Origin of the sequence: Aliirhizobium wenxiniae (assembly GCF_019511445.1) — a bacterium.
GTDB classification, from domain to species: Bacteria; Pseudomonadota; Alphaproteobacteria; order Rhizobiales; family Rhizobiaceae; genus Neorhizobium; species Neorhizobium wenxiniae_A.
This window is the reverse complement of record NZ_JAEUAN010000002.1, coordinates 141,856-163,828: the sequence shown is the minus strand read 5'-3', so window position 1 is coordinate 163,828 and position 21,973 is coordinate 141,856. Positions and strand designations below refer to the sequence as shown.

Sequence of the window (21,973 nt, the reverse complement as noted above, 5' to 3'; positions counted from 1 at the left end):
TCACAAGCGGAGCAACTGCTCAGCGGAGGCTTCATCGGTGATAATGCCATTGATCAATTTGCCACGAAGGGCGGCCGCGATGGCCTTGATCTTGCGCTGTCCCTTGGCAATCCCGATGACCGCGCTCGTGTAGCGGGACGGGATCGGAACACTGGCGACACGTTCGTTGACGGCGTTGTCGAGAAGTCGCCCCTGCTGATCGTAAACCCAGCCGCAGATTTCACCGGCTGCGCCATTTTCGACGAGAGTTTGCATTTCTTCGCGACCAAGGAAGCCGTCGACGCAGAGTGGGCCATCGACGCCCAACTCGCCAATGCCGACGAAGGTTGCAGCAGCCTCTGCACCGAGCGCCAGCGTCGAGCGGACAAGCGCCTGATCGTGTAGCGTCACGCGCTCTTCAGCCGACGAACAGAGAACCGGAAGCGGCATGGGAAAATGGCGCGCCTTGATGGCATCGGCCATGGAAAAGATGACGTTGTAGAAGGCGGCTGAGCCGTCCGGGCCGATATTGCCGGTAAGCGAAACGATACGGTGTTGCGGGCACTCCATCGGCGGCAGTTGATCGACAGCGGCTTTCAAGGTGCGGCCTGTGCCGATGGCAAGCACGATTGGCTCCGGCTGTTTCAGCCAGCGTTCGATTTCGGCGGCGGCAGCTTCGGCAATACCTGTTGTGGAGGACGATCCGGACGGGTCGCTTGGCACGACTTCGGCGTGGCGAAGCCCGTATTTCTGCTTGAGCCGTTCGGCCAATTCGAGGCAAGCGGCGATCGGATGATCCAGCCTGACCTTGATCAGGCGCTCGGCGACCGCAAGCGAGACGAGCCGTTGTGCGGATTGCCGGGAAATGCCCATGGCGGCCGCTATTTCGTCCTGGGTGCGACCGGCGACGTAATAGAGCCAGCCAGCCCTTGCTGCATCATCCAGACGTCCCTGGGTGTCAGACCGTTTTGCCATGGCAGAAATCTCCTCCTCCAATTTGCTGCCATTTTTTCTGACCTTCTGTCAAACACTTGGCAAAAGTCATGCGGCTGCATCCAACGAAAAGCGGTGCGGGAGATTATCAGCTCTCCGGCGCGGTTGCCGGTTGCGATGCAGCTAGCCGTAGCAATTCCTTTGCCGCTGTCTCGTCTGTGATCAGCGTGTTGCAGCCGATGCGCCGAATGGTGGCGCGAATGGCGACGGCGCGGTGGGAGCCGCCGGAGGAAAGAACGATGTGTTTGGCCTTCTTCAACGTGTCGAGATCGATCGACATGACGCGCTCATTCAGGGCGTGGTCGACCGAGCGGCCTTCCTCATCAAGAAAGTTGAACATCGTATCGCAGACACAGCCGGAAGCGATGAGGCGGTCCAGCTCCTTCTTCGAAATGAAGCCTTCCGAGAGCGATGTCGAGTGCGGACCGATATCGCCGCAGCTGACGACGGCGAGATCGAGATTCTCGGCCAGGTTGTAGATAGTGTCGAGGCCGCATTTGTCGATCAGGGCGCGCTTGGTGGCGACGGTATCGACGAGAAGAGGCGCCAGGAACATGTAGCATTCGGCACCCAACTGTCCGGCAAAACGCCAGGTGAAGTCGATCGGGTTGGTCTGGTGGACGGCAACGATGCCGCCGAGCAGCGAGACGACTTTGACGTTGGAATGGCGTGTGGGGCGGAAGCTGGAAAGCGAGGCGGTCATGGTGCGCCCCCAGCCGACGCCGATGGTCATGTCGTCCTGGATGACATCGGAGAGAAACTGCCCGAGTGCGAGGCCGACTGCGCCTGCAAGCGCATCGGCGCTGCTGTCGCGCGGTGTCGGAACGACCACGGCTTCATCCAGCCCGTAGGTCTTTTCCAGCTGGATGGCGAGTTCGACGCAGCTTTCGACGCCTTCGGAAATCCAGATCTGCACCTCGGAGCGCTTCATCGCCTCGTCGAGCATGCGGATGACTGTCGAGCGGCTGACGCCCAATCGCTCCGCCACGTCCTTCTGTGTGAGGCCCTGATTGTAATAAAGCCAGGCGGCGCGCAGCCTCTGGGAGGTCGCATCGGAATAGGTCGTATGGCTCTCGCGTCTCAATCTGGCCAAGGGCGCTCAATCCTCCCGATAAGCGGAATATGCAATTCCTGCGCGTCCGGTCATGATATCGTCTTCATTGGAACATATGTCAATTAAGAAGGACAAATGTCTTGACTTCTTTACCTTCCGCGGATGTTATCTAGATAACATGCCAGAGGAGCAAAAGCGGTGCCTCCAGCACCGACAGCCATCAGTGAGGACCATTCGGATGACGTCAAAACTAGAGCAACTTCGTTCCATGACCACCGTCGTCGCGGATACCGGCGACATTGAAGCCGTTGCCCGCTTGAAGCCGGTCGATTGCACGACCAATCCTTCGATCGTTCTGAAGGCAATCGGCACATCGATCTTTGCCGACAAGGTGAAGGAAGGCGTTGCCTGGGGTCGCAAACAGGGCGGTAATGAAGAGGCTATTGCCGTTGCCGTTGCCGACCGCCTGGCAATCGATGTCGGTGCTGCCCTTGCCGGTATCGTTCCGGGCCGCGTTTCGACCGAAGTCGATGCCGACCTTTCCTTCGACACCGAAGCTTCGATCAAGAAGGCGCATGACATCATTGCCGCCTACAAGGCGCGCGGCATCGAGCGCGAGCGCATCCTGATCAAGCTCGCTTCCACCTGGGAAGGCATCAAGGCTGCGGAAGTTCTGCAGGCCGAAGGCATCGATTGCAACCTGACGCTGCTGTTCAGCCATGCCCAGGCTGTTGCTTGCGCTGATGCCAAGGCATTCCTGATCTCGCCCTTCGTCGGCCGTATTCTCGACTGGTACAAGAAGTCGACCGGCCAGGACTACACGGCGGAAACCGATCCGGGCGTCGTTTCGGTTCGCTCGATCTACAATTACTACAAGGCCAACGGCATCTCCACGATCGTCATGGGCGCATCCTTCCGCAATATCGGCGAAATCGAAGCGCTGGCCGGTTGCGACCGTCTGACGATCGCGCCGAACCTGCTCGACGAGCTGGACAAGGCCGAAGGCACGCTTGAACGCAAGCTTTCGCCGGAAAAGTTCGAAGCCGTTGCACCGATCAAGATGGACGAAAAGACCTTCCGCTGGATGCTGAACGAAGACCAGATGGCGACAGAGAAGCTGTCGGACGGTATTCGTCTCTTCAACAAGGATCTGATTGCGCTTCGCAACCTTGTCAGCAAGGAGCTGCAGCTCGCTGCCGCCTGATCAGAAGAACCACCGCTAAATCATTGGAGGCTCGCCGCAAGGCGGGCCTTTTTCATGGGAAAATAGTCTTCCGGTTGTGACGGATCTCGCTCCTCTGGACACCGTAAAGTTGAATGCGATCAACTGCTTAATTAACTTAAACTTTATTAAAGATGGATAGTCTTGCCGCAAAATTAGCCAAGCGGAGATATCCATGGTCGGTTTGCCTTTCGGCCACATGCAGTCCAACGCAGCGCTTGTCGAGGCGCTCAATCGCTCGCAGGCGATCATCGAGTTCGACCTCAACGGCATCATCCTGACTGCCAACGAGAATTTCTGCCGGACGGTCGGCTATTCGCTGCCCGAGATCGTCGGCAAGCATCACCGGATCTTTGTCGACCCGGCAGATGCGGCGTCGAAGGACTATGCAGATTTCTGGGCGGGGCTGGCGAAGGGCAAGTTCGATCAGGGCAAATACAAGCGTTTCGGCAAGGGTGGCCGTGAGGTCTGGATCGAGGCTTCCTACAATCCGCTTTTCAAGGGCAACAAGCCTTACAAGGTGGTGAAGATCGCCACGGACATTACGGCATCGCGCAAGGATGCGCTGGAAAACCGCGGCAAGCTGGAGGCGCTGTCTCGGGCGCAGGCGGTGATCGAATTCACGCCGGAAGGTGAGATCATCACGGCCAACGAGAACTTCCTCAGTGCGCTGGGCTATCAGCTGGGCGAGATCGTCGGGCGGCATCACTCGATGTTCTGCGAGCCGGATTATGCGCGCTCGAGCGAGTATAAGCAGTTCTGGCGCGAGCTTGGCTCGGGGCGGTTCTCGACCGGGCAGTTTACACGGGTCAATAAAAAGGGCGAGCCGATCTATATCCAGGCGTCCTACAATCCGATCATCGACGACAGCGGCCGCGTGTTCAAGGTGGTGAAGTTCGCGACGGATGTTTCCGAGCGCATGACGGTGGTCAAGGAACTGGGCGCGGGGCTCGGGCGTCTTGCGGATTGCAATATCCGCCAGACGATTGACGTTCCGTTCGGCTCCGAGTTCGAGCCGCTGCGGCGCGACTTCAATGCCTCGATCGGCGCGTTCCAGGAAACGCTGATGGGTGTGCTGAGGCAGACCGGCATGCTGAACGGTTCCAGCCAGGAAATGCATGAGGCGGCCGACCAGATGTCTGCCCGCACGAAGGAGCAGGCGGCATCGCTGGAGGAGGCTTCTGCTGCGCTGGAGCAGGTGACTTCGACCGTTCGCGCATCGTCTGCCAACACGGTAGAGACCCGCAAGCTGGTGAAAAATGCGCTTGAGGCTGCAACGGCTTCGTCCAGCGTGGTGCAGGAAACGATCACGGCGATGAAGCGGATCGAGGATGCATCGGGTGAGATCACCAAGATCATCGGCGTGATCGACGAGATCGCTTTCCAGACCAATCTTCTGGCGCTGAATGCCGGTGTCGAGGCTGCACGTGCTGGTGAGGCAGGCAAAGGTTTTGCTGTCGTCGCGCAGGAAGTGCGCGAACTTGCCCAGCGCTCGGCAACGGCTGCCAAGGAAATCAAGACGCTGATCGACAAGTCAGGCCGCGAGGTGACGGAAGGCGTGCGGCTGGTGGACGAGACCGGCTCGGCGCTGCAGGAGATCGAGACCTTCGTCGCGTCGATCGACAGCAATGTGCAGTCGCTGGCGACAGCGGCGCAGGAGCAGGCAACCGGCCTCTCGGAGATCAACAGCACGGTTTCGCAGCTCGATCGGATGACCCAGCAGAATGCCGTCATGGTGGAGCGGACGACCACGATCAGCCGATCGCTGGCGGCGGGTGCTGCGCAGCTGGTCGAACTGGTCAATCATTTCAAGCTCAATCGGCGTAACCGCATTCGCGAGCCGGGTTCGGAGACTTCGGCTCGCAGCAAGGCGGCATGACGTCTTCACCGCTTCCCTGAGCGGATCACGTTCATCAGAAAGGCCCGGCGATTGTCGGGCCTTTCGTGGTTTCAGGACGGAGATATCTCAAGCCGCCTGTGTTGCAAGCGCCGGCTTTCCCGGCTTCCTGAGCAGCATGACCGAGACTGCGGCGAGCATGCACATGACGCCTGCGATCTGCAGGGCGGGCATGTAGGTATCGTAGTCGCTCTTGAACCAGCCGGCGCCGAAGGCTGCGGTTGCTGCCCCGAGTTGATGCCCGGTGAAGACCCAGCCGAAGACGAGACCGGCTTTTTCGCGACCAAAGTTTTCCGCCGCAAGCTTGACCGTCGGCGGTACTGTTGCCACCCAGTCGAGGCCGTAGAATATCGCGAAGACGGAGAGTTCGAGCGTGCTGAAACCTGACATGGACAGGTAGATCAGCGACAGGCCGCGCAAGCCGTAGAACCAGAAAAGCAGGATCCGGTTGTCGTAACGGTCTGAGAGCCAGCCGGCGAAGATCGTGCCGATGAAATCGAAGATGCCGATGACGGCAAGCGTGCCGGCGGCGGTGACTGCCGCCATGCCGAAATCGCCGCAGATCGAGATCCAGTGCGTCTGGATGAGGCCATTGGTGGACAGGCCGCAGACGAAGAAGGTGCCGAACAGAACCCAGAAGACCGGATTACCGGAAACGCTTTTCAGGGTGACGAGCGGGGACAGGAGCGTGGCGAGAAGCTTGTGATCCTGTTTTGGAGCCTTGTTGACGGCGGTTTCGCCATAGGCGGGCAGGCCGACATCGGCCGGGTGGTCACGCATCAGCAGCAGGACGAGCACAAAGGTCGTGGCAAGGACGGCGACGGTCAGCGTGAGGGCCGTGCGCCATCCATAGGCTTCCGTCAGGGCTGCGAGAATGGGCAGGAAAACGAGCTGGCCGGTGGCGTTGCTTGCTGTCATCAGGCCGACGACGAGGCCGCGGCGTTTTGAGAACCAGCGGCTGGCGACGGTTGCGCCAAGCACCAGAGCCGTCATGCCGGTGCCGACACCAATGACGACGCCCCAGAGCAGCAGCAATTGCCAGACTTCAGTCATGAAGAAGGAGGCGACGATGCCGAAGATGATCATGCCCAGCGCCGTCGAGACGACCTGACGAACGCCGAAATGGTTCATGAAGGCGGCGGCGAAAGGCCCGAGCAGGCCGAAAAGTACGAGGCGAACGGCCATGGCGGTGGAGATATCGGCGATATCCCAGCCGAATTCCTGGTGCAGCGGCTGGATCATCACGCCGGCCGAACCCATGGCGCCGGCGGTCGCCAGCATGGTCAGGAAGGTGGTGGCTGCAACGACCCATCCATAGTGGAGTTTTCTTGCCGCCATCCAGCCGGCAACGCCTGTCGATATCATCCGTGGTTCCCTTCGTTTGCCGCCGGGTTGCGGCTGCTTTTTGTGGGTATGCGCCCGCATTAGCGGGTAGATACCCGTATCGTGTTCAAAAATCACAGTTCTGCGAGCAGGTCCTGCAACTGCCGAGCTTTTTCGTGTCCGAGGCGAGCCTCTATATCGTCCTGCACGCCATCCCAGAGGGGCGCGCCCTTTTCCAGTATTTCCCGGCCTTTCGGCGTTATCGTCAGAACGGCCTCACGCTGATCCTCGCCGTGGCCGATGGCGATCAGGCCCATCCGTTCCAGCACCTTGGCATTGCGGCCGACGGTCGAGCGATCCAATTCGACCTTATGCGCCAGATCGGTCAGCGACACCGGCTCCATCCTGCGGATGTTTCTCAGCAGGCTGAACTGGCCGATATTGACGCCGAGCGGCGCCAGCGCCTCGTCATAATAGGACGAGACCTTGCGGGTTGCCTTGCGCAACAGGATGCAGTGACATGTATCGTTCGACATCTTGATGCGTGTATATACCCGGATCCGCCGTTACGCAAGCGGGTATATGCCCGCGACCTGATCAGGCCGCGGCGCGGGAGGCGAGCATGGTGCGAATGAAGGTGACGATGAAGGTTATCGTCATCAGAAGCACGATGGTGGGGGCGGGGGCGCTATCGAGGAAGAAGCTCAGATAGATGCCGCCGAGGGAGCAGCCGAGTGCCACTGCAACCGCTGTCAGAAGCATGGCGGTGAAACGGCGGGTCAGCAGGAAAGCGATGGCGCCGGGGGCGATCAGGAGAGCCACCGAAAGAATGATGCCGATCGCCTTCAACGCCCCGACGACCGTCAGCGACAGGACTGCGAGCAGGCCATAATGCAGCAGGCGGGTGGGCAGGCCGATTGCCTTGGCATGCTGTTCATCGAAGGCGTGGACGAGCAGGTCCTTGCGGAAGATGACGAGGAAGATGGTGGCGGCAATGGCAATCACCGTCGTCTCGATCAGGTCTTGCGGCAGGATGCCGAGCATGTCGCCGAACAGGATATGGTCGAGATGCACATCGGCCTGGACGTTGACATAGAGCACGAGGCCAAGGCCGAACATGCCGGAGAAGACGATGCCGAGCACCGTATCTTCCTTGATGCGGCTGTTTTCCTTGAGGAAGCCGGTGGCAAGCGCGCAGACCATGCCAGCGGTGAAGGCGCCAATCGAGAGCGGAATAGCCAAAATGTAGGCGATGACGATGCCCGGCAGGACGGCGTGCGAGACGGCGTCGCCCATCAGCGACCAGCCCTTGAGGATGAGGAAACAGGAGAGGATCGCCATCGGCAGGGCGATCAGCAGCGTCACCGCAAATGCGGTCCGCATGAAGTCGATCTGGAAGGGGAAGAGGAGGAGTTCGATCAGGTCGCTCATGATGCCCTCTCCGGGGTTGCTTCCTCCAACGATGCCTTTACCCGACGGCGGGCGGCGAGCATGCCGTGCTTGGGAGCGAAAACGAAAGCGACGAGGAAGATGGCCGTCTGCAACACGACGATGATGCCGCCGGTTGCGCCATCAAGGAAGTAGGAGAGATAGGCGCCGAGGAAGCTCGTCGCAGCACCGATGCCCAGTGCCAGCAGAATGACACGCTGGAAGCGGTCGGTGAGCAGGTAGGCGGTCGCACCCGGTGTCACGACCATGGCGATGACCAGAAAGGCGCCGACCGTCTGCATGGCTGCGACGGTGGAGGCGGCGAGCAGGGCGAAGAACATCACTTTCAGCGCATCGGGCTTCAGGCCGATCGTGCGGGCATGATTTTCATCGAAGAAGGCGACCATCAGGTCCTTCCACTTCAAGGTCAGGATGATGAGGCTGACGGTGCCGATGATGACGAGCTGCAGCGTATCTCCTGGCGAGATGGCCAGAACATTGCCCATGACGATGGTCTGGATATCGACCGAGGTTGGCGAGAGCGACACCATGAACAGGCCAAGCCCGAAGAAGGAGGTGAAGATCAGGCCGATGATGGCGTCTTCCTTCAATCGTGTGCGCTGGTTGAGGAACAGCATGGTGAGCGCTGCAAGGCCGCCGGACATGAAGGCGCCGATCGAGAACGGCAGGCCGAGCATATAGGCGCCGGCGACGCCCGGGACGATCGAGTGCGAGAGCGCATCGCCGATCAGCGACCAGCCTTTCAGCATCAGGTAGGCGGAAAGAAAGCCGCAGACGCCGCCGACCAGGGCCGAAACCCAGATGGCATTCAGCATGTAGCCGTAGGTGAAGGGTTCAAGAAGCGTCTGGAGCATTTACGCCATCCTTCTTCTTTCTTCTCACCTTGGGTTTCTGGGTGCCGTTTCCATAGGTGACGAAGGGGCGTTCGTCGTCGGTGATGACCTTGACGTGGCGAGGGTCCTCGTCGTCATGTAGGTCGGAACCGCCGAGGATGAAGTGGCGCAGCACGCCGCCGAAGGCCTTTTCCAGATTGGCTTCGTTGAACGTATCCGCCGTCTTGCCATAGGCGATCACGGTGCCTTTGACGAAGACGGTGCGGTCGCAGAAATCCGGAACGCTGCCGAGATTGTGGGTTGAGACCAGCATGACGCGGCCTTCGTCGCGCAGCGCCTTCAACAACGCGATAATCTGTTCTTCGGTTGTCACGTCGACGCCGGTGAAGGGCTCGTCGAGAAGGATGACTTGACCTTCCTGGGCGAGCGCGCGGGCGAGAAAGACACGCTTCCGCTGGCCGCCGGAAAGCTCGCCGATCTGGCGTTTGCGGTATTCCAGCATGTTGACCCGCTTCAGCGCTTCGGTGACCATCTCATGGTCGCGGCGCGACGGGATACGGAGGAAGTTCATGTGGCCGTAACGGCCCATCATTACCACGTCTTCCACGAGGACAGGGAAGTTCCAGTCGACCTCTTCGGATTGCGGCACATAGGCGACGAGGTTTTTCTTCAAGGCCTCGCGGGCGGGCATTCCGAGGATCTGGACCGAACCTTCGGTGAGCGTGACAAAGCCCATGATGGCCTTGAAAAGCGTAGACTTGCCGGCGCCATTGACGCCGACAAGTGCTGTAATCGTACCCTTCGGCACTTCGAAACTGGCATGTTTGAGCGCCGTATGACCATTGCGGTAGGCGACGCTGACATTGTCGAGCTTGAGGCCGACCGTGGTCGGCTTCGTTTTGCCCATCATCATTGCGCCAGACCTTTCGCGACGGTTTCCGATGTGACGCGTAGCAGGTCGAGATAGGTCGGTACAGGGCCGTCCGTCTCGCTCAGCGAGTCGACATAGAGCATGCCACCGTAAGCGGCGCCGGTTTCGGAGGCGACCTGCCTGGCCGGCTTGTCGGAGACGGTACTTTCGGAGAAGATCACCTTCACGTCATGCTCGCGCATGGCATCGATGACGGCGCGTACCTGCTGGGGCGTGCCCTGGCTGTCGGCATTGACCGGCCAGAGATAGAGTTCCTTCAGGCCGAAATCACGGGCGAGATAGGAGAAGGCACCTTCGCTCGTAACCAGCCAGCGGTGGCTTTCCGGCAGTTTCGCCAGTTCGTCGCGGATCGGCTGGACAAGGGCCTTGATCTTGTCGGTGTAGGCCTTGGCGTTGGCGGCATAGGTTTCGGCATTGGCCGGATCGACTTCGGTCAGACCTTTGCGAATGTTTTCGACATAGATGATGGCGTTTTCGGGCGACATCCAGGCGTGAGGATTAGGCTTGCCCTGATAGGCACCGCCGGCGATCGCCATGGGGGTTACGCCATCAGACACGGTGACGTTCTTCACGTCGCCAAGATTTTTGAGGAAGCGTTCGAACCAGAGTTCGAGATTGAGGCCGTTGCGCAGGACCAGGTCTGCGTCACGGGCGCGCAGCAGATCACGCGGTGTCGGCTGGTAATTGTGGATTTCGGCGCCTGGCTTGGTGATGCTTTCAACGTCAGCTGCATCGCCGGCGACATTTTTCGCCATGTCGGCGATGATGGTGAAAGTGGTGACGACCTTGGGCTTTTCCTCAGCGGAGACGGAAAAGGGCAAGGAGATCAGGCCGGCGAGGAGGCCGGTGCCGAGGCATGCAATTTTCAAAAACGACATTCGTGATCCGTTGTTGCTGTTGCAAATCATTCGCAACTTAACTTAGCGGCAAAAATCCGCCTGTCAATGCTATTGCAAATCATTCGCAATAAGATCGGAGTCCCGCTTTGGAACGGTGGCCTGACAAATCCGCTTAAAGCTTCTTCAATAAGATTGGGCGAATATGCTCTTATTGTTCCATGACTTGTATTGCGTGACTGGAGTTAGATATGCCGGGTGTTGGCAAATGAAGATCCGGCTGTCGAAGAAATTCGTTTTCCTTCTCAGCGGTGCATTGGTCCTTTGTGGTGCGAGTGGTTCGGCGGCGGTGCTGATCGGAACCGACAAGATTCTCGGCCCTTCCTATAAAGACATTAACGGCCTGACCTGCACGACCTTGCAGACGCAGAAGATGCGCCGTGACGGCAGCATCTGGATACGCAAATACGTCACCAGCGACCAGGGTGGTGACGGCATTGCACGCCTGAAGACGGCCCTACGCGTGGCGCGGGCTGTGCAGGAAAAGGAAAAGGCCGGTCTTGTGCAGGTGGCAATGATCGACAGCGCTGGACCGAAGGATACGGCCGAGATGCGCGGGCGGGCGATTGCCGCGCAGGTCGTCTATATCCCCGACCCATCCAAGATGCCCACAGGCGCACAGACCGAGAATTATTCCGCCTATTACCTCGATGGTGCGCCGAGCTCCAACGGGCATTTCTACGGCATGCGGGTCGATCTGCCGCTGGAAGATATCGAGCATCTCGACGCGCATCTGACCGACAAGGCGGACTGTTTCGATCCGTCGCTGCCGGAGGGCGGGGCGACGGCGAAGGCATCCGGACACGGAGCGCCGGCTGGCGGCGAAAAGGCATCGGGTCATGGCGCTGCGCCGGCAACCGAAGGTGCCCATGGCAAGCAGGCGGAAGGCAAACAGGAAGAAGGCAAGGCCGAAGAAGTTGCCGCGACTGAGAGCGGCGGTTTCCTGAGCTCGATTACCGGCATGGTTTTCGGTGCGAAGGAAGAAGCGCCCGCTGCCGGTCATGATGCTGCGTCTGAGGGCGAAGAGAAGGCTTCTCCTGCGCAAACGGAAGCCAAGGCCGATGTCAGCCACGCATCCGCGCCTGCCGAGCCCGCACGCGAGCCGAGAACAACCGCCGAGGGCGGCAAGGGCTGGTCGAAATCGGATGCTGCCGACGAGATCCATTCGGGGACTGCCGCCGAGGGTGAGGGCAAGCCGGAGCCAGAGGCTGAAGCCGCTCAGGCTGATGCTCATTCCGGTGCGAACGCTGCCGATGCAGCCGGTGCCGCATGGTTGGAGAAGTTCAGGGCACAGCAGGCGGCGCCTGCGGTAGATGCCGCTCCGCCGGCGGATTGATCGAGCGGCGGATAATCCCCTCACCAACAAAATCTAAGACTTAGCCTTTGGCTAAGATCTTGATTTTGTAACCTCTCCCACAAGGGGAGAGGTAAGGCGCTGAGCGTGCCTCACCGGTATCTCTCCCCTTGTGGGAGAGAAAGCAATTTCGAAATCTTAGCCAAAGGCTAAGTTTCAGAAATTGCAAGTGAGGGGGCAGAGCCCCAAATGTTCCTCAGTCCGCCTTGGCCTTGCGGGCCGGGAAGAGGATGACGTCGCGGATGGACGGGGCGTTGGTCAGGAGCATGACGAGACGGTCGACGCCGATGCCGAGGCCACCGGCCGGCGGCATGCCCTGGTCGATCGCGTCGAGGAATTCGTCGTCCAGCTGCTTATCCTTTTCGCCGCGGGCATGCGCCTGTTCCAGCTGCTCGACCATGCGCTTGCGCTGTTCTTCCGGGTCGTTCAGTTCGGAAAAGGCGTTGCCGACTTCCCAGGCGTTGCAATAGGTCTCGAAACGCTCGACGAGGCGCGGCTCGCCCGGCACTTCCTTGGCAAACGGCGAAATATCCTTCGGGAAGTGGGTGACGTGGCTCGGCTGGATCAGCGTGCCTTCGACCTTCTCTTCGAAGATGAAGGCAAGGCATTCGCCCCAGGTCCAGTCCTTCTCGACCTCGAAACCGGCAGCCTTGGCGGCAGCGCGGGCTTCTTCATCCGTCTTGATCGCCAGGAAGTCGATGCCGGTCGCTTCCTTGACGGCGTCGGGCATCGGCACGCGCTTGAACGGACCCTTGAAGGAGATCTGCTTGTCGCCGAAGGTCACATCCGGCGTGCCGTGAAGGGAGACGGCCAAGGTTTCGAACAGCCGTTCGACGAGGCCCATGACGTCCTCGTAATCGGCATAGGCCCAGTAGCATTCCATCATGGTGAATTCAGGATTGTGCCGGGTGGAGACGCCTTCGTTGCGGAAGTTGCGGTTGATTTCGAACACCTTGTCGGACAGGCCCGAGACCAGCGTGCGCTTCAAAAACAGTTCCGGCGCGATGCGCAGGTACATGTCCATCTTCAGCGTGTTGTGGAAGGTCTTGAACGGATCGGCGGTAGCGCCGCCATAAACCGTCTGCAGCATCGGAGTTTCGACTTCGAGGAAGTTTTCGCTCTCCATGAAGTGGCGGATGCCGGAGACGATCTTCGAGCGCTGCTGGAAGCGCAGCTTCGATTCTTCGTTGCTCATGATGTCGAGGTGGCGCTTGCGATAACGGATCTCGACATCGGCGATGCCGTTCCACTTTTCCGGCATCGGCAGAAGCGACTTGGTCAGCATGGTGATCTCACGCGCGTTGATCGACAGTTCGCCGCGCTTGGTGCGGCGTACGGTGCCGGTGACGCCGATAATGTCGCCGAGATCGATCAGCGGCAGCATGTTGCGCGCTTCTTCGGGTGTGACATCCTTGTGGGAGAAGATCTGGATTTTTCCGGAGGCGTCATGGATATCCATGAACATGCCGGAGTTGCGCGAGGAATAGACGCGGCCGGCGACCGTTACGACGTCCTGGGTTTCCGTGTCCGGCTCCAGCGCCTCGTATTTCGCAGCCAGTTCCGCATTGGTCATGGTGCGGTGGAAATGTGCCGGATAGACATCGCCGATGGTTTCGCGCAGCTTTGCGAGCTTTTGCGCGCGCACTTCGGTGACGTCGGAGGAGAGGGCGGTTTCGGTCTTGTTGTCGGTCATCGTGTTCGCCTTTAAGGGCTGTATTCGTTGCGGTTACCCCCCTCTGTCCTGCCGGACATCTCCCCCACAAGGGGGGAGATCAGATGAAGCACTTTCCTTGTCCTCTCTTTGGCGTCGCATGTCAGGCATTCGACGATCGATAAGGCACAGGGCAGTGCCCCTTGAGGATCTCCCCCCTTGTGGGGGAGATGCCCGGCAGGGCAGAGGGGGGTATTTCAGGGCACTGCCGTTGCCGGCAGCTCTCGATATTACTTCCCGTCGCCCACCATAGAGGCGACGACCGTTGCTGCGATCTTCAGGCGCTGGCGCACGACGGAGCGGCCGAGGATGGCCATCGAGTCAAACAGCGGCAGCGAGCGAGACGAGCCGGACATGGCGATGAAGAGCGGCGGGGTGACAACGCGCAGCTTCTTCTCAAGCTTGTCGGCCACGGCGCGCAGTTCGGCATCAATCGCCTCGACATTCCACTCGATCATCTTTTCGATGTCGGCCTGGACCGTGTTGAGGATCAGGAGCGTGTCTTCCGGCGAGGTCTTCAGGCCGGCGAAGGATGCCGGTGTGAGGCCGACATCGGCGGCGAGCAGGAAGCCGGCAAGGTTCGGCAGGTCGCCGAGCTTGGAGACGCGGCTCTGCGAATGCAGCAGACCCTGCTTCAGGCGGTCGTTTTCCATCGCCCATTCGAGCGTGCGGGCGACGAATTCTTCCGGCGTCAGCTTTTCGCGCAGCCAGCGGCCGTTCAGCCATTCGAGCTTCTGCAGGTCGAAAATCGCGCCGGCCTTGGAGAGTGCGTCCGGCTCGAACTTTGCCGTCAGCTCTTCCATGGTCAGCAGTTCTTCACCTTCGGCGATCTGCACGAAGAACAGGCCGAGGAAGTTCATCAGCGCTTCCGGCAGGTAGCCCAAAGCAGAGTAATAGCTGATCGAGGTCGGGTTCTTGCGCTTGGAGAGCTTCGACTTGTCGGCATTCCTCATCAGCGAGAGGTGCATCCAGACCGGCGCTTCCCAGCCGAAATAGCGGTAAAGCAGGATATGCTTCGGCACAGATGCCAACCACTCCTCGCCGCGGGCGACGTGGGTGATCTTCATCAGGTGGTCGTCGATGACGTTTGCCATGTGATAGGTCGGCATGCCGTCGCCCTTGATGAGGACCTGCATGTCAACCGAATCCCACGGAATCGACACGTCGCCGTAAACGGCGTCGTTGAAATCGCAGGAACCTTCGGTCGGGACTTTCATGCGCACGACGGAGCTTTCGCCGGCTGCCATTTTCGAGGTCACTTCCTCGGCCGTCAGATGCAGGCAGAGGCCGTCATATTTCGGCGGCTTGCCGGCGGCGCGCTGGCCTTCGCGCATCTGCTCGAGCCGCTCGGGCGTGCAGAAGCAACGGAAGGCATGGCCTTTGTCGAGCAGGTCCTGTGCATAGGGCTGGTACATGTCCTTGCGCTCTGACTGGCGGTAGGGACCGTAGGGGCCGCCGACATCCGGGCCTTCCGACCATTTCAGACCCGTCCATTTCAGCGCATCCAGAACCCGTTCCTCGAATTCGAGCGTCGAGCGGGTGGCATCGGTATCCTCGATGCGCAGGATGAATTCGCCGCCGTTCTTCTTTGCAAAGAGGTAGTTGAAAAGGGCGATATAGGCGGTGCCGACATGCGGCTCGCCGGTCGGCGAGGGAGCGATGCGGACGCGTGGGGTCGGGTTGATCATTGTGCTGCTCTATTTCGCGGCGCAACCGAATGCGCCAAGCCTGTTCCGGGAATAGGGATTGGGGCAGGCTTAGGCCATATTCAGGCCGAAGCGTCAAGGTTTTTAGGCCCAACGGCCCTAGCAGGATCTTACCTGTATCAACCGACTGGCCAGATGTAGAGCAAGGCCGGAATGCTGACGAGGATGATGAGGAAGGACAAAGGCAGACCAAGCCTCGGGTAATCGGAGAATTTGTAGCCGCCCGGACCGAAGACCAGCGTGTTGCACTGGTGGCCGACGGGGGTCAAGAAATCGCAGCCGGCGCCGATCGCCACCGCCATCAGGAAGGCCTCGGGCTTGAAACCGAGATTGGTGGCAAAGCTTGCAGCGATCGGACCCATGACCAGCACGGTCGCAGCATTGTTGAGGAAGGGGGTGACGGCCATTGCGGTGACAAGGATGAGGCCAAGGGCGCCCCAGGCCGGCAGGGTGGCCGCGACCTCGCCGAGCCAGCCGGCGATCAGGTCGCTGCCGCCTGTGGTGCGCAGGCTGTCGGAGACGGGAATGAGCGCTGCCAGCATGACGAGGATCGGCCCGTCGACGGACTTGTAGAAATCGGTGAGCGGGATGCAGCGGAAGACGACCATTCCGAGGGCTGCGGCGAAGAAGGCGACCGGAACCGGGGCGAGGCCGACGGCAGTCGCCGCCATGGCGAGCGCAAGAATGATGAGCGGGATATAGGCGCGGCGGCGGGTGCCGAGCAGCACTTCGCGCTGGGCGAGCGGCAGGAGGGAAAAATCCTGCATGATGGTTGGCATCGTCTTTCGCGAGCCCTGCAACACGATCACGTCGCCGGCCGCAAGCGTCAGTCTGCCTAGGCGCTCCTTCACGCGTTCGCCATGACGGCTGATCGCAAGAAGATTGACGCCGCGGGTATAGGAGAGTGCCAGTTCCTTGGCGGACAGGCCTTTCAGCGGTGATTCCTGGCTGATGATCGCTTCGACCGAGATGATATCGCCCTGCGCCTGTTCGCCGGTCAGCGGCTTGCCGGACAATTGCAGCTTGGCGTTCGAGACGATGCGGTCCAGCGCCTTGGATGGGCCTTCGAGCAGGACGATATCGTTTTCCCGCAGGGTGAGGTCCGGGAATGGCGCCATGCGGGCAGTGCCGCGCAGCACGGCGTTGGCGATCACTTCGCCATCGCCAAGCTTCAGCAGTTCGCCCAGCCGTTTTTCGAGCACGGTGGATTGCGCCGTCACCATCACTTCTGACGTGTAGTTCTTGATCTCGACGGCTTCCTCGATCGAGTTGTTTTCCTTCGTACGGCTGGGTACCAGCCAATGGAAGAAAAGCAGGAAGGTGATGCCGACAACGCAGAGGATGACGCCCATCGGGGTGAAATCGAACATGGTGAAGGACTGGCCGGTCAGTTCTTCACGGATGCGCGAAACGACGATATTGGGCGAGGTGCCGATCTGGGTCATCAGCCCGCCGAGCAGTGCGGAGAAGGCCATCGGCATAAGGTATTTCGACGGTGAGGCGCCGGACTTCTTGGCGAACTGGAAGGCGACCGGCATCATGATGGCGAGTGCGCCGATATTCTTGATGAAGGCGGAGAGGATCGCCACTACGATCATCAACAGGGCAAGCTGCGTGTGCAGCGTGTTGAGATTGGGGAAGAATTTCTTGATCGCCAGATCGACGATGCCGGAGCGTGCCACACCTGCGGAGACGACAAGTGCTGAGCCGACGATGATGACGATGTCGTCGGAAAAGCCGGAAAATGCCTGATCGGTTGGCACGACACCAAGCGCTACCGCCAATACCAGCGCGCAACAGGCGACCACATCATAGCGAAACCGATCCCAGATGAACACGGCCATCATCGCGGCGATGACGGCGAAGGCGAGGATCTGCTGGGTTGTCATGCGGCTCCGGGGGGTATGCGTGCGGCGAGGCGGGTGGTGTCGAGTGACGCAATAATGCCCGAGAGGCCGGATCGTTTCAAACGCGGATGCAGGATATTGCCGATTTGTACAATTCTACTGCGAATTGGGTGGGGTCATCGGAACAGGGCCATTTTTCAAGTGAAAGTTGATTGTTTTGGTCATGAAATGGTCGTAGGTCCGCAACCGGGAGGAGATCTGATGCAACGGACACACAGAGGACACCCATGAGACCGATCGTATTTTCCGCTTTCGCCCTTGCGCTTGGTGCATCCACCGCTTTCGCCACCGACTATCCGGCAAACATCACCGATGTCGCTGGTCGCAGCGTGACGATCACCAAGAAACCCGAGCGGATCATTCTGCAGGATGGTCGCGACATGCTGACCGTTGCATTGCTCGATCGCGACAACCCCTATGCACGTGTCGTCGGCTGGAGTTCCAATTTCGTTAAGTCGGATCCGGGTACCGCCAAGCTGATGGACCAGGCTTTCGGCAAGGCGCCGCCGGTGATGAGCCTTTCCGAGGATGGTGAAACCGATCTGGAAGCGGTCATCGCCGCCAAGCCTGATGTCGTCGTCGCTCAGATGCGGGCACAGAAATCCTTCAAGGAAGGCGGTATCGAGGAAAAGCTGAAGGCGCTTGATATCCCTGTCGTCTATCTGGACGTGATGGAAGAGCCGGTCGGCCACACGACGGAAAGCGTCGAAGTGCTCGGCAAGGTCATGGATCGCGAGAAGGAAGCCGCCGAATATGTATCCTTCTACAAGCAGCATCTCGACCATCTGAACGAGGTCATCGCCAAACAGGAGACACATCCGAACGTCTTCGTCGAAGCCAAGGCCGGCAACAAGGGTGACGGTTGCTGCTTTACTCACGGTGATACCGGCTTTGGCAAGCTCGTCACCTCGCTGAAGGGCAACAATATCGGTTCCAAGCTTTTGCCGGGCCAGACGGGTACGGTGTCGCTCGAAGCGCTGCTCGGCTCCAACCCGCCGGATGTCTACATCATGTCCGGTTCGCAGTGGACGAACCCGGAGAACTCGGCGGCACCTTTCGGCTACAACGTCACGCCGCAGCAGGTTTCGGCCGCACTCGGCAAGCTGGAACAGCGCGACGGCTTTGCGGCGATGAAGGCGGTGCAGGATGGCCGTGTCTACGGTCTCTACCATCAGTTCTACAACCATCCGTATAATATCGTCGGCCTCGAATACATGGCGAGTTTCATGTATCCAGAAGCCTTCAAGGATCTCGATCCCGCCGCGACCTATGCGACGCTGATTAAGACCTTCACCAAGATCCCCGATGCACCTGTCGTGCTTGGCGCCTCGGCACCGGTAACGCAGTAATTTTTTGGAGTAGCTTCGCCTTTCCACACGCGAAGCTGCTCCATCCATCTGTTTTTAAAACTCCAGCATCGGAGCATCGTTTGAGTATTGCCGAACACAATTCGCCGGTTCTGCTGGCGGAGGCGGAGCGTGCCTATCATGGCAAGATCCGCGTGAAAGTGATGATGCTGATCATTCTTGCCGTGGCGCTTTGCGCCGCGGCAGTGATCGATGTCTGCGTCGGGTCTTCCGGTCTTTCACCCAGTGACGTACTGGCCGCGATCTTCCAACCGGAGAGTGTCAGCCGGGGCGTGCGGGCGATCGTCGTCGACGTGCGGCTGCCCTATTCGCTGATGGCTCTGCTTGTCGGTGCTTCCCTGTCGCTTGCCGGTGCCGAGATGCAGACCATTCTCGACAATCCGCTGGCAAGCCCCTTTACGCTCGGTGTGTCGTCCGCCGCATCCTTCGGTGCGGCGCTTGCCATCGTGCTGCAGCTCGGCATTCCGGGCCTGCCGGCCGAGTGGTTCATTCCCGCCAACGCATTCATCTTTGCTTTCGGCTCGGTTCTGCTTCTGCAGGCGCTTTCCGGCTTGCGCGGCGCGGGTGTCGAAACGCTCGTGCTGTTCGGCATTGCGCTCGTCTTCATCTTCAACGCGCTAGTCGCCATCATGCAGTTCGTCGCTTCCGCCGAGGCGCTGCAGCAGCTCGTGTTCTGGAGCATGGGTAGCCTGACCCGCTCGACCTGGACGAAGCTGCAGATCATGGCGCTGGTCATGGCCTGCGTCGTGCCGTTCTCGATGGCGGCCTGCTGGAAGCTGACGGCGTTGAGGCTCGGCGAGGACCGGGCGCGCTCGTTCGGCATCGACGTGACGCGTTTGCGGTTCTTCTCACTGCTGCGCGTCAGCATTCTCGCCGCGACCTCCGTTTCCTTCGTCGGCACGATTGGGTTCATCGGTCTCGTCGGGCCGCATATCGCACGGCTTCTGGTTGGCGAGGATCATCGGTTCTTCCTGCCGGCGAGCATGCTGTGCGGCGCGCTGGTCATGGCGCTCGCATCGGCCGCCAGCAAGATCATCGTGCCGGGCGTGCTGATCCCGGTCGGTATCGTCACCTCGCTGATCGGCGTGCCGTTCTTCCTTGCCCTGATCTTTTCCAAAGCAGGGAAATCCTGATGCTTTCGGTCGAAAAACTCTCTGCCGGTTACGGCAAAAAGCCGGTGCTGAAAGATGTCGATATTTCCGCGATGCCGGCCGGGACGATCACGGCGTTTCTCGGCCAGAACGGCGCCGGAAAGTCAACGCTGCTGCGTTCGCTTGCGGGTCTGCACAAGGCAGGTGGGGTGCTGCATCTGGATGGCGCCGACATCACCCGGCAATCGCCGGCTGAGCGGGCACGGGCGATCACCTATATGCCGCAATCGCTGCCGCAGCGGGTGGCGCTGACGGTGCTGGAGGCAACGATCGGGGCACTTCGCGCCTCGTCACGTGATCCGGATGCGGTGAAGCGCTCGCTTGCGGTATTGGACAGGCTCGGGATCAGCAATCTTGCCATGGCGCAGCTGGATTCGCTTTCCGGCGGTCAGCGGCAGCTGGCCAGCCTTGCGCAGGCGCTGGTGCGCAAGCCGCGCGTGCTGCTGCTCGACGAGCCGACCTCGGCGCTCGACGTTGCCCATCAGATCCGCGTCATGCGCACGATCCGGGAGATTACCGAGGAGCAGGGGATCATCTCGATCGCGGTTCTGCATGATCTCGGTCTTGCCTGCCGCTGGTGCGAGCGGCTGGTCCTGCTGTCCGGCGGGCGAGTGGTTTCCGATGGTGAGCCAGAGGTGGCGCTGACACCTGACGTACTCAACCAGGTCTATGGCGTGACGGGCCGGATCGAGCGCTGTTCACGCGGCCAGATCCAGGTGCTGATCGACGAGGTCGCCTGAGCCATGGACAAGCCGGATGTGCGTATTAAGCTGCGCGCATCCGCATTGCATCTCCCGAGGAGTTTTCCATGACCGATATTCTTTCCATTCCCGTCAAACGCACTGACGGGAGCGAGACCACGCTTGGCGATTACAAGGGGCAGGTCATGCTGGTGGTGAACGTCGCCTCCAAATGCGGGCTGACCAAGCAGTATGAAGGGTTGGAAAAGCTCTATGAAGACAAGCGAGACGAAGGGTTCGTCATCACGGCTTTCCCGGCGAACAATTTCAAGGAACAGGAGCCGGGCACGGATGCTGAGATCGTTGAGTTCTGCCAGCTGACCTATGACGTGAAATTCCCGATCTTTTCGAAGATCTCTGTAAAGGGCGAGGACAAGCACCCGCTCTACAAGGCGCTTACCGGTTCGGGCGTTTCGACCACGGGCGACGGTCCGATGAAGGAACGGCTGCGCGCTCACGGCATGGAGATCGCCGATGACGGGGAGATCGTCTGGAATTTTGAGAAGTTCCTGATCGGCCGTGACGGAAAGATTGTGGCGCGTTTTGCGCCGGATGTGACCGCTGAGGATAGCCGGTTGATCGCCGTGCTGGATCGCGAACTGGCGAAAAACTGATAATAAAAAAGGGCGCCTTGGGCGCCCTTTTCCTTAGATCAATGGTGCGTTTCGCCGCCGCCCTTGGCCTTGTTTTTGGCCTTGGCGTTTCTGGACCACATGTTGAGCATCTCGACCAAAGCCGAGAAGGCCATGGCGGCGTAGATGTAGCCCTTAGGCACATGGACGCCAAAACCTTCCGCGATCAGCGTCGCGCCGATCATCAGCAGGAAGCCGAGTGCCAGCATGACGATGGTCGGGTTGCGCTCGATGAAGTTGGCGAGCGGCGTTGCGGCAAGCAGCATGACGGTGACGGCTGCGACGACGGCGACGATCATGATCGGCAGATGCGGCGTCATGCCGACAGCGGTGATGATCGAGTCAATCGAGAAGACCAGATCGAGAATGAGGATCTGCACGATTGCCGCGCTGAAGCTCATCTGCACGACTTCCGAACCAGCACCGACAAGATCTTCCTTGTGATCGACGACATCGACAGAATGATGGATTTCCTTGGTCGCCTTGTAGACGAGGAACAGGCCACCGGCGATGAGGATCAGGTCCTTCCAGGAGAAGGGCTGGCCGAAAACCTCGAAGATCGGGTTGGTCAGCTGGACGATCCAGGCGATTGTGCCGAGCAGGCCGAGACGCATGATCAGTGCCAGACCGATACCGATCTTGCGTGCCTTCTCGCGATGCTCAGGCGGCAGCTTGTTGGTCAGGATGGAAATGAAGATCAGGTTGTCGATGCCGAGCACGACTTCCATGACCACGAGTGTTACGAGCGCTACCCAGGCCCCCGGGTCTGCTAAGAGCGCTGCAATGTCCATCCATATCTCCTGTTTTCAATCAAAGGCGGTAAATGCC

Annotated in this window: 19 protein-coding genes; 7 read left to right on the top strand and 12 right to left on the bottom strand. The window is 59.9% G+C overall.

From position 1 onward, the window contains the following. Together JNB91_RS03005 and JNB91_RS03000 are read right to left on the bottom strand one after the other, a co-directional pair. Complete coding sequence (locus JNB91_RS03005; RefSeq protein WP_220324037.1) at nucleotides 1-954, bottom strand: sugar-binding transcriptional regulator; 954 nt, start codon at nucleotides 952-954, stop codon at nucleotides 1-3. Nucleotides 955-1,060: 106 nt separating this feature from the next. Then, on the bottom strand, nucleotides 1,061-2,065 hold the full coding sequence (locus JNB91_RS03000) for a sugar-binding transcriptional regulator (RefSeq protein WP_220324036.1): 1,005 nt from the start codon (nucleotides 2,063-2,065) through the stop codon (nucleotides 1,061-1,063). Between the two features lie 199 nt (nucleotides 2,066-2,264). Here JNB91_RS03000 and tal point away from each other — a divergent pair, with 199 nt between their 5' ends. After that, on the top strand, nucleotides 2,265-3,230 hold the full coding sequence (gene tal / locus JNB91_RS02995) for a transaldolase (RefSeq protein ID WP_220324035.1): 966 nt from the start codon (nucleotides 2,265-2,267) through the stop codon (nucleotides 3,228-3,230). A gap of 193 nt (nucleotides 3,231-3,423) precedes the next feature. Further along, nucleotides 3,424-5,127 (top strand): methyl-accepting chemotaxis protein, encoded by a 1,704-nt coding sequence (locus tag JNB91_RS02990; RefSeq protein WP_220324034.1) that lies wholly within the window; start codon nucleotides 3,424-3,426, stop codon nucleotides 5,125-5,127. Nucleotides 5,128-5,214: 87 nt separating this feature from the next. On the opposite strand, the gene JNB91_RS02985 is transcribed toward JNB91_RS02990, so the two are convergent. The 6 genes from JNB91_RS02985 to JNB91_RS02960 all read right to left on the bottom strand — a co-directional run bounded on the left by JNB91_RS02985 (nucleotide 5,215) and on the right by JNB91_RS02960 (nucleotide 10,559). After that, nucleotides 5,215-6,510: an MFS transporter gene (locus JNB91_RS02985; protein WP_220324033.1), complete on the bottom strand. Its 1,296-nt coding sequence runs from the start codon at nucleotides 6,508-6,510 to the stop codon at nucleotides 5,215-5,217. A 92-nt stretch (nucleotides 6,511-6,602) separates the two neighbouring features. After that, complete coding sequence (locus JNB91_RS02980; RefSeq protein WP_220324032.1) at nucleotides 6,603-7,004, bottom strand: MarR family winged helix-turn-helix transcriptional regulator; 402 nt, start codon at nucleotides 7,002-7,004, stop codon at nucleotides 6,603-6,605. Nucleotides 7,005-7,065: 61 nt separating this feature from the next. Continuing rightward, complete coding sequence (locus JNB91_RS02975) at nucleotides 7,066-7,899, bottom strand: metal ABC transporter permease (RefSeq protein WP_220324031.1); 834 nt, start codon at nucleotides 7,897-7,899, stop codon at nucleotides 7,066-7,068. Further along, nucleotides 7,896-8,771 (bottom strand): metal ABC transporter permease, encoded by an 876-nt coding sequence (locus tag JNB91_RS02970; RefSeq protein ID WP_220324030.1) that lies wholly within the window; start codon nucleotides 8,769-8,771, stop codon nucleotides 7,896-7,898. Before JNB91_RS02970 ends, JNB91_RS02975 begins: the two co-directional genes overlap by 4 nt. Beyond that, nucleotides 8,752-9,663: a manganese/iron ABC transporter ATP-binding protein gene (locus JNB91_RS02965; RefSeq protein WP_220324029.1), complete on the bottom strand. Its 912-nt coding sequence runs from the start codon at nucleotides 9,661-9,663 to the stop codon at nucleotides 8,752-8,754. Before JNB91_RS02965 ends, JNB91_RS02970 begins: the two co-directional genes overlap by 20 nt. Beyond that, nucleotides 9,660-10,559, bottom strand: a complete 900-nt coding sequence (locus tag JNB91_RS02960) for a metal ABC transporter substrate-binding protein (protein WP_220324028.1) — start codon at nucleotides 10,557-10,559, stop codon at nucleotides 9,660-9,662. Before JNB91_RS02960 ends, JNB91_RS02965 begins: the two co-directional genes overlap by 4 nt. Nucleotides 10,560-10,785: 226 nt before the next feature. Between JNB91_RS02960 and JNB91_RS02955 the strand changes: the two genes are divergently transcribed. Further along, nucleotides 10,786-11,913: a hypothetical protein gene (locus JNB91_RS02955; RefSeq protein WP_220324027.1), complete on the top strand. Its 1,128-nt coding sequence runs from the start codon at nucleotides 10,786-10,788 to the stop codon at nucleotides 11,911-11,913. Between the two features lie 214 nt (nucleotides 11,914-12,127). Here the strand turns inward: JNB91_RS02955 and lysS are convergent, their stop codons facing one another. From lysS to JNB91_RS02940, 3 genes are all read right to left on the bottom strand, one after another. Then, on the bottom strand, nucleotides 12,128-13,624 hold the full coding sequence (gene lysS, locus JNB91_RS02950) for a lysine--tRNA ligase (protein ID WP_220324026.1): 1,497 nt from the start codon (nucleotides 13,622-13,624) through the stop codon (nucleotides 12,128-12,130). A gap of 248 nt (nucleotides 13,625-13,872) precedes the next feature. Next, nucleotides 13,873-15,330, bottom strand: coding sequence for a glutamate--tRNA ligase (gene gltX, locus JNB91_RS02945; protein WP_220324025.1), 1,458 nt, complete (start codon nucleotides 15,328-15,330; stop codon nucleotides 13,873-13,875). Between the two features lie 137 nt (nucleotides 15,331-15,467). Next, nucleotides 15,468-17,237, bottom strand: coding sequence for an SLC13 family permease (locus tag JNB91_RS02940; protein ID WP_220324024.1), 1,770 nt, complete (start codon nucleotides 17,235-17,237; stop codon nucleotides 15,468-15,470). A gap of 245 nt (nucleotides 17,238-17,482) precedes the next feature. Between JNB91_RS02940 and JNB91_RS02935 the strand changes: the two genes are divergently transcribed. The 4 genes from JNB91_RS02935 to JNB91_RS02920 all read left to right on the top strand — a co-directional run bounded on the left by JNB91_RS02935 (nucleotide 17,483) and on the right by JNB91_RS02920 (nucleotide 21,127). Further along, nucleotides 17,483-18,604, top strand: coding sequence for an ABC transporter substrate-binding protein (locus JNB91_RS02935; RefSeq protein ID WP_220324023.1), 1,122 nt, complete (start codon nucleotides 17,483-17,485; stop codon nucleotides 18,602-18,604). 161 nt (nucleotides 18,605-18,765) lie between these two features. Next, nucleotides 18,766-19,755 (top strand): FecCD family ABC transporter permease, encoded by a 990-nt coding sequence (locus JNB91_RS02930; RefSeq protein ID WP_220324255.1) that lies wholly within the window; start codon nucleotides 18,766-18,768, stop codon nucleotides 19,753-19,755. Next, the gene (locus JNB91_RS02925; RefSeq protein WP_220324022.1) at nucleotides 19,755-20,513 is read left to right on the top strand and encodes an ABC transporter ATP-binding protein; all 759 of its coding nucleotides are present in this window, start codon (nucleotides 19,755-19,757) and stop codon (nucleotides 20,511-20,513) included. Before JNB91_RS02930 ends, JNB91_RS02925 begins: the two co-directional genes overlap by 1 nt. A gap of 68 nt (nucleotides 20,514-20,581) precedes the next feature. Beyond that, nucleotides 20,582-21,127 carry a glutathione peroxidase gene (locus JNB91_RS02920; RefSeq protein WP_220324021.1) on the top strand — a complete coding sequence of 182 codons (546 nt, stop codon included), beginning with the start codon at nucleotides 20,582-20,584 and terminating at the stop codon, nucleotides 21,125-21,127. 38 nt (nucleotides 21,128-21,165) lie between these two features. On the opposite strand, the gene JNB91_RS02915 is transcribed toward JNB91_RS02920, so the two are convergent. Then, nucleotides 21,166-21,936 carry a TerC family protein gene (locus JNB91_RS02915; protein WP_220324020.1) on the bottom strand — a complete coding sequence of 257 codons (771 nt, stop codon included), beginning with the start codon at nucleotides 21,934-21,936 and terminating at the stop codon, nucleotides 21,166-21,168. Nucleotides 21,937-21,973: the final 37 nt, after the last annotated feature.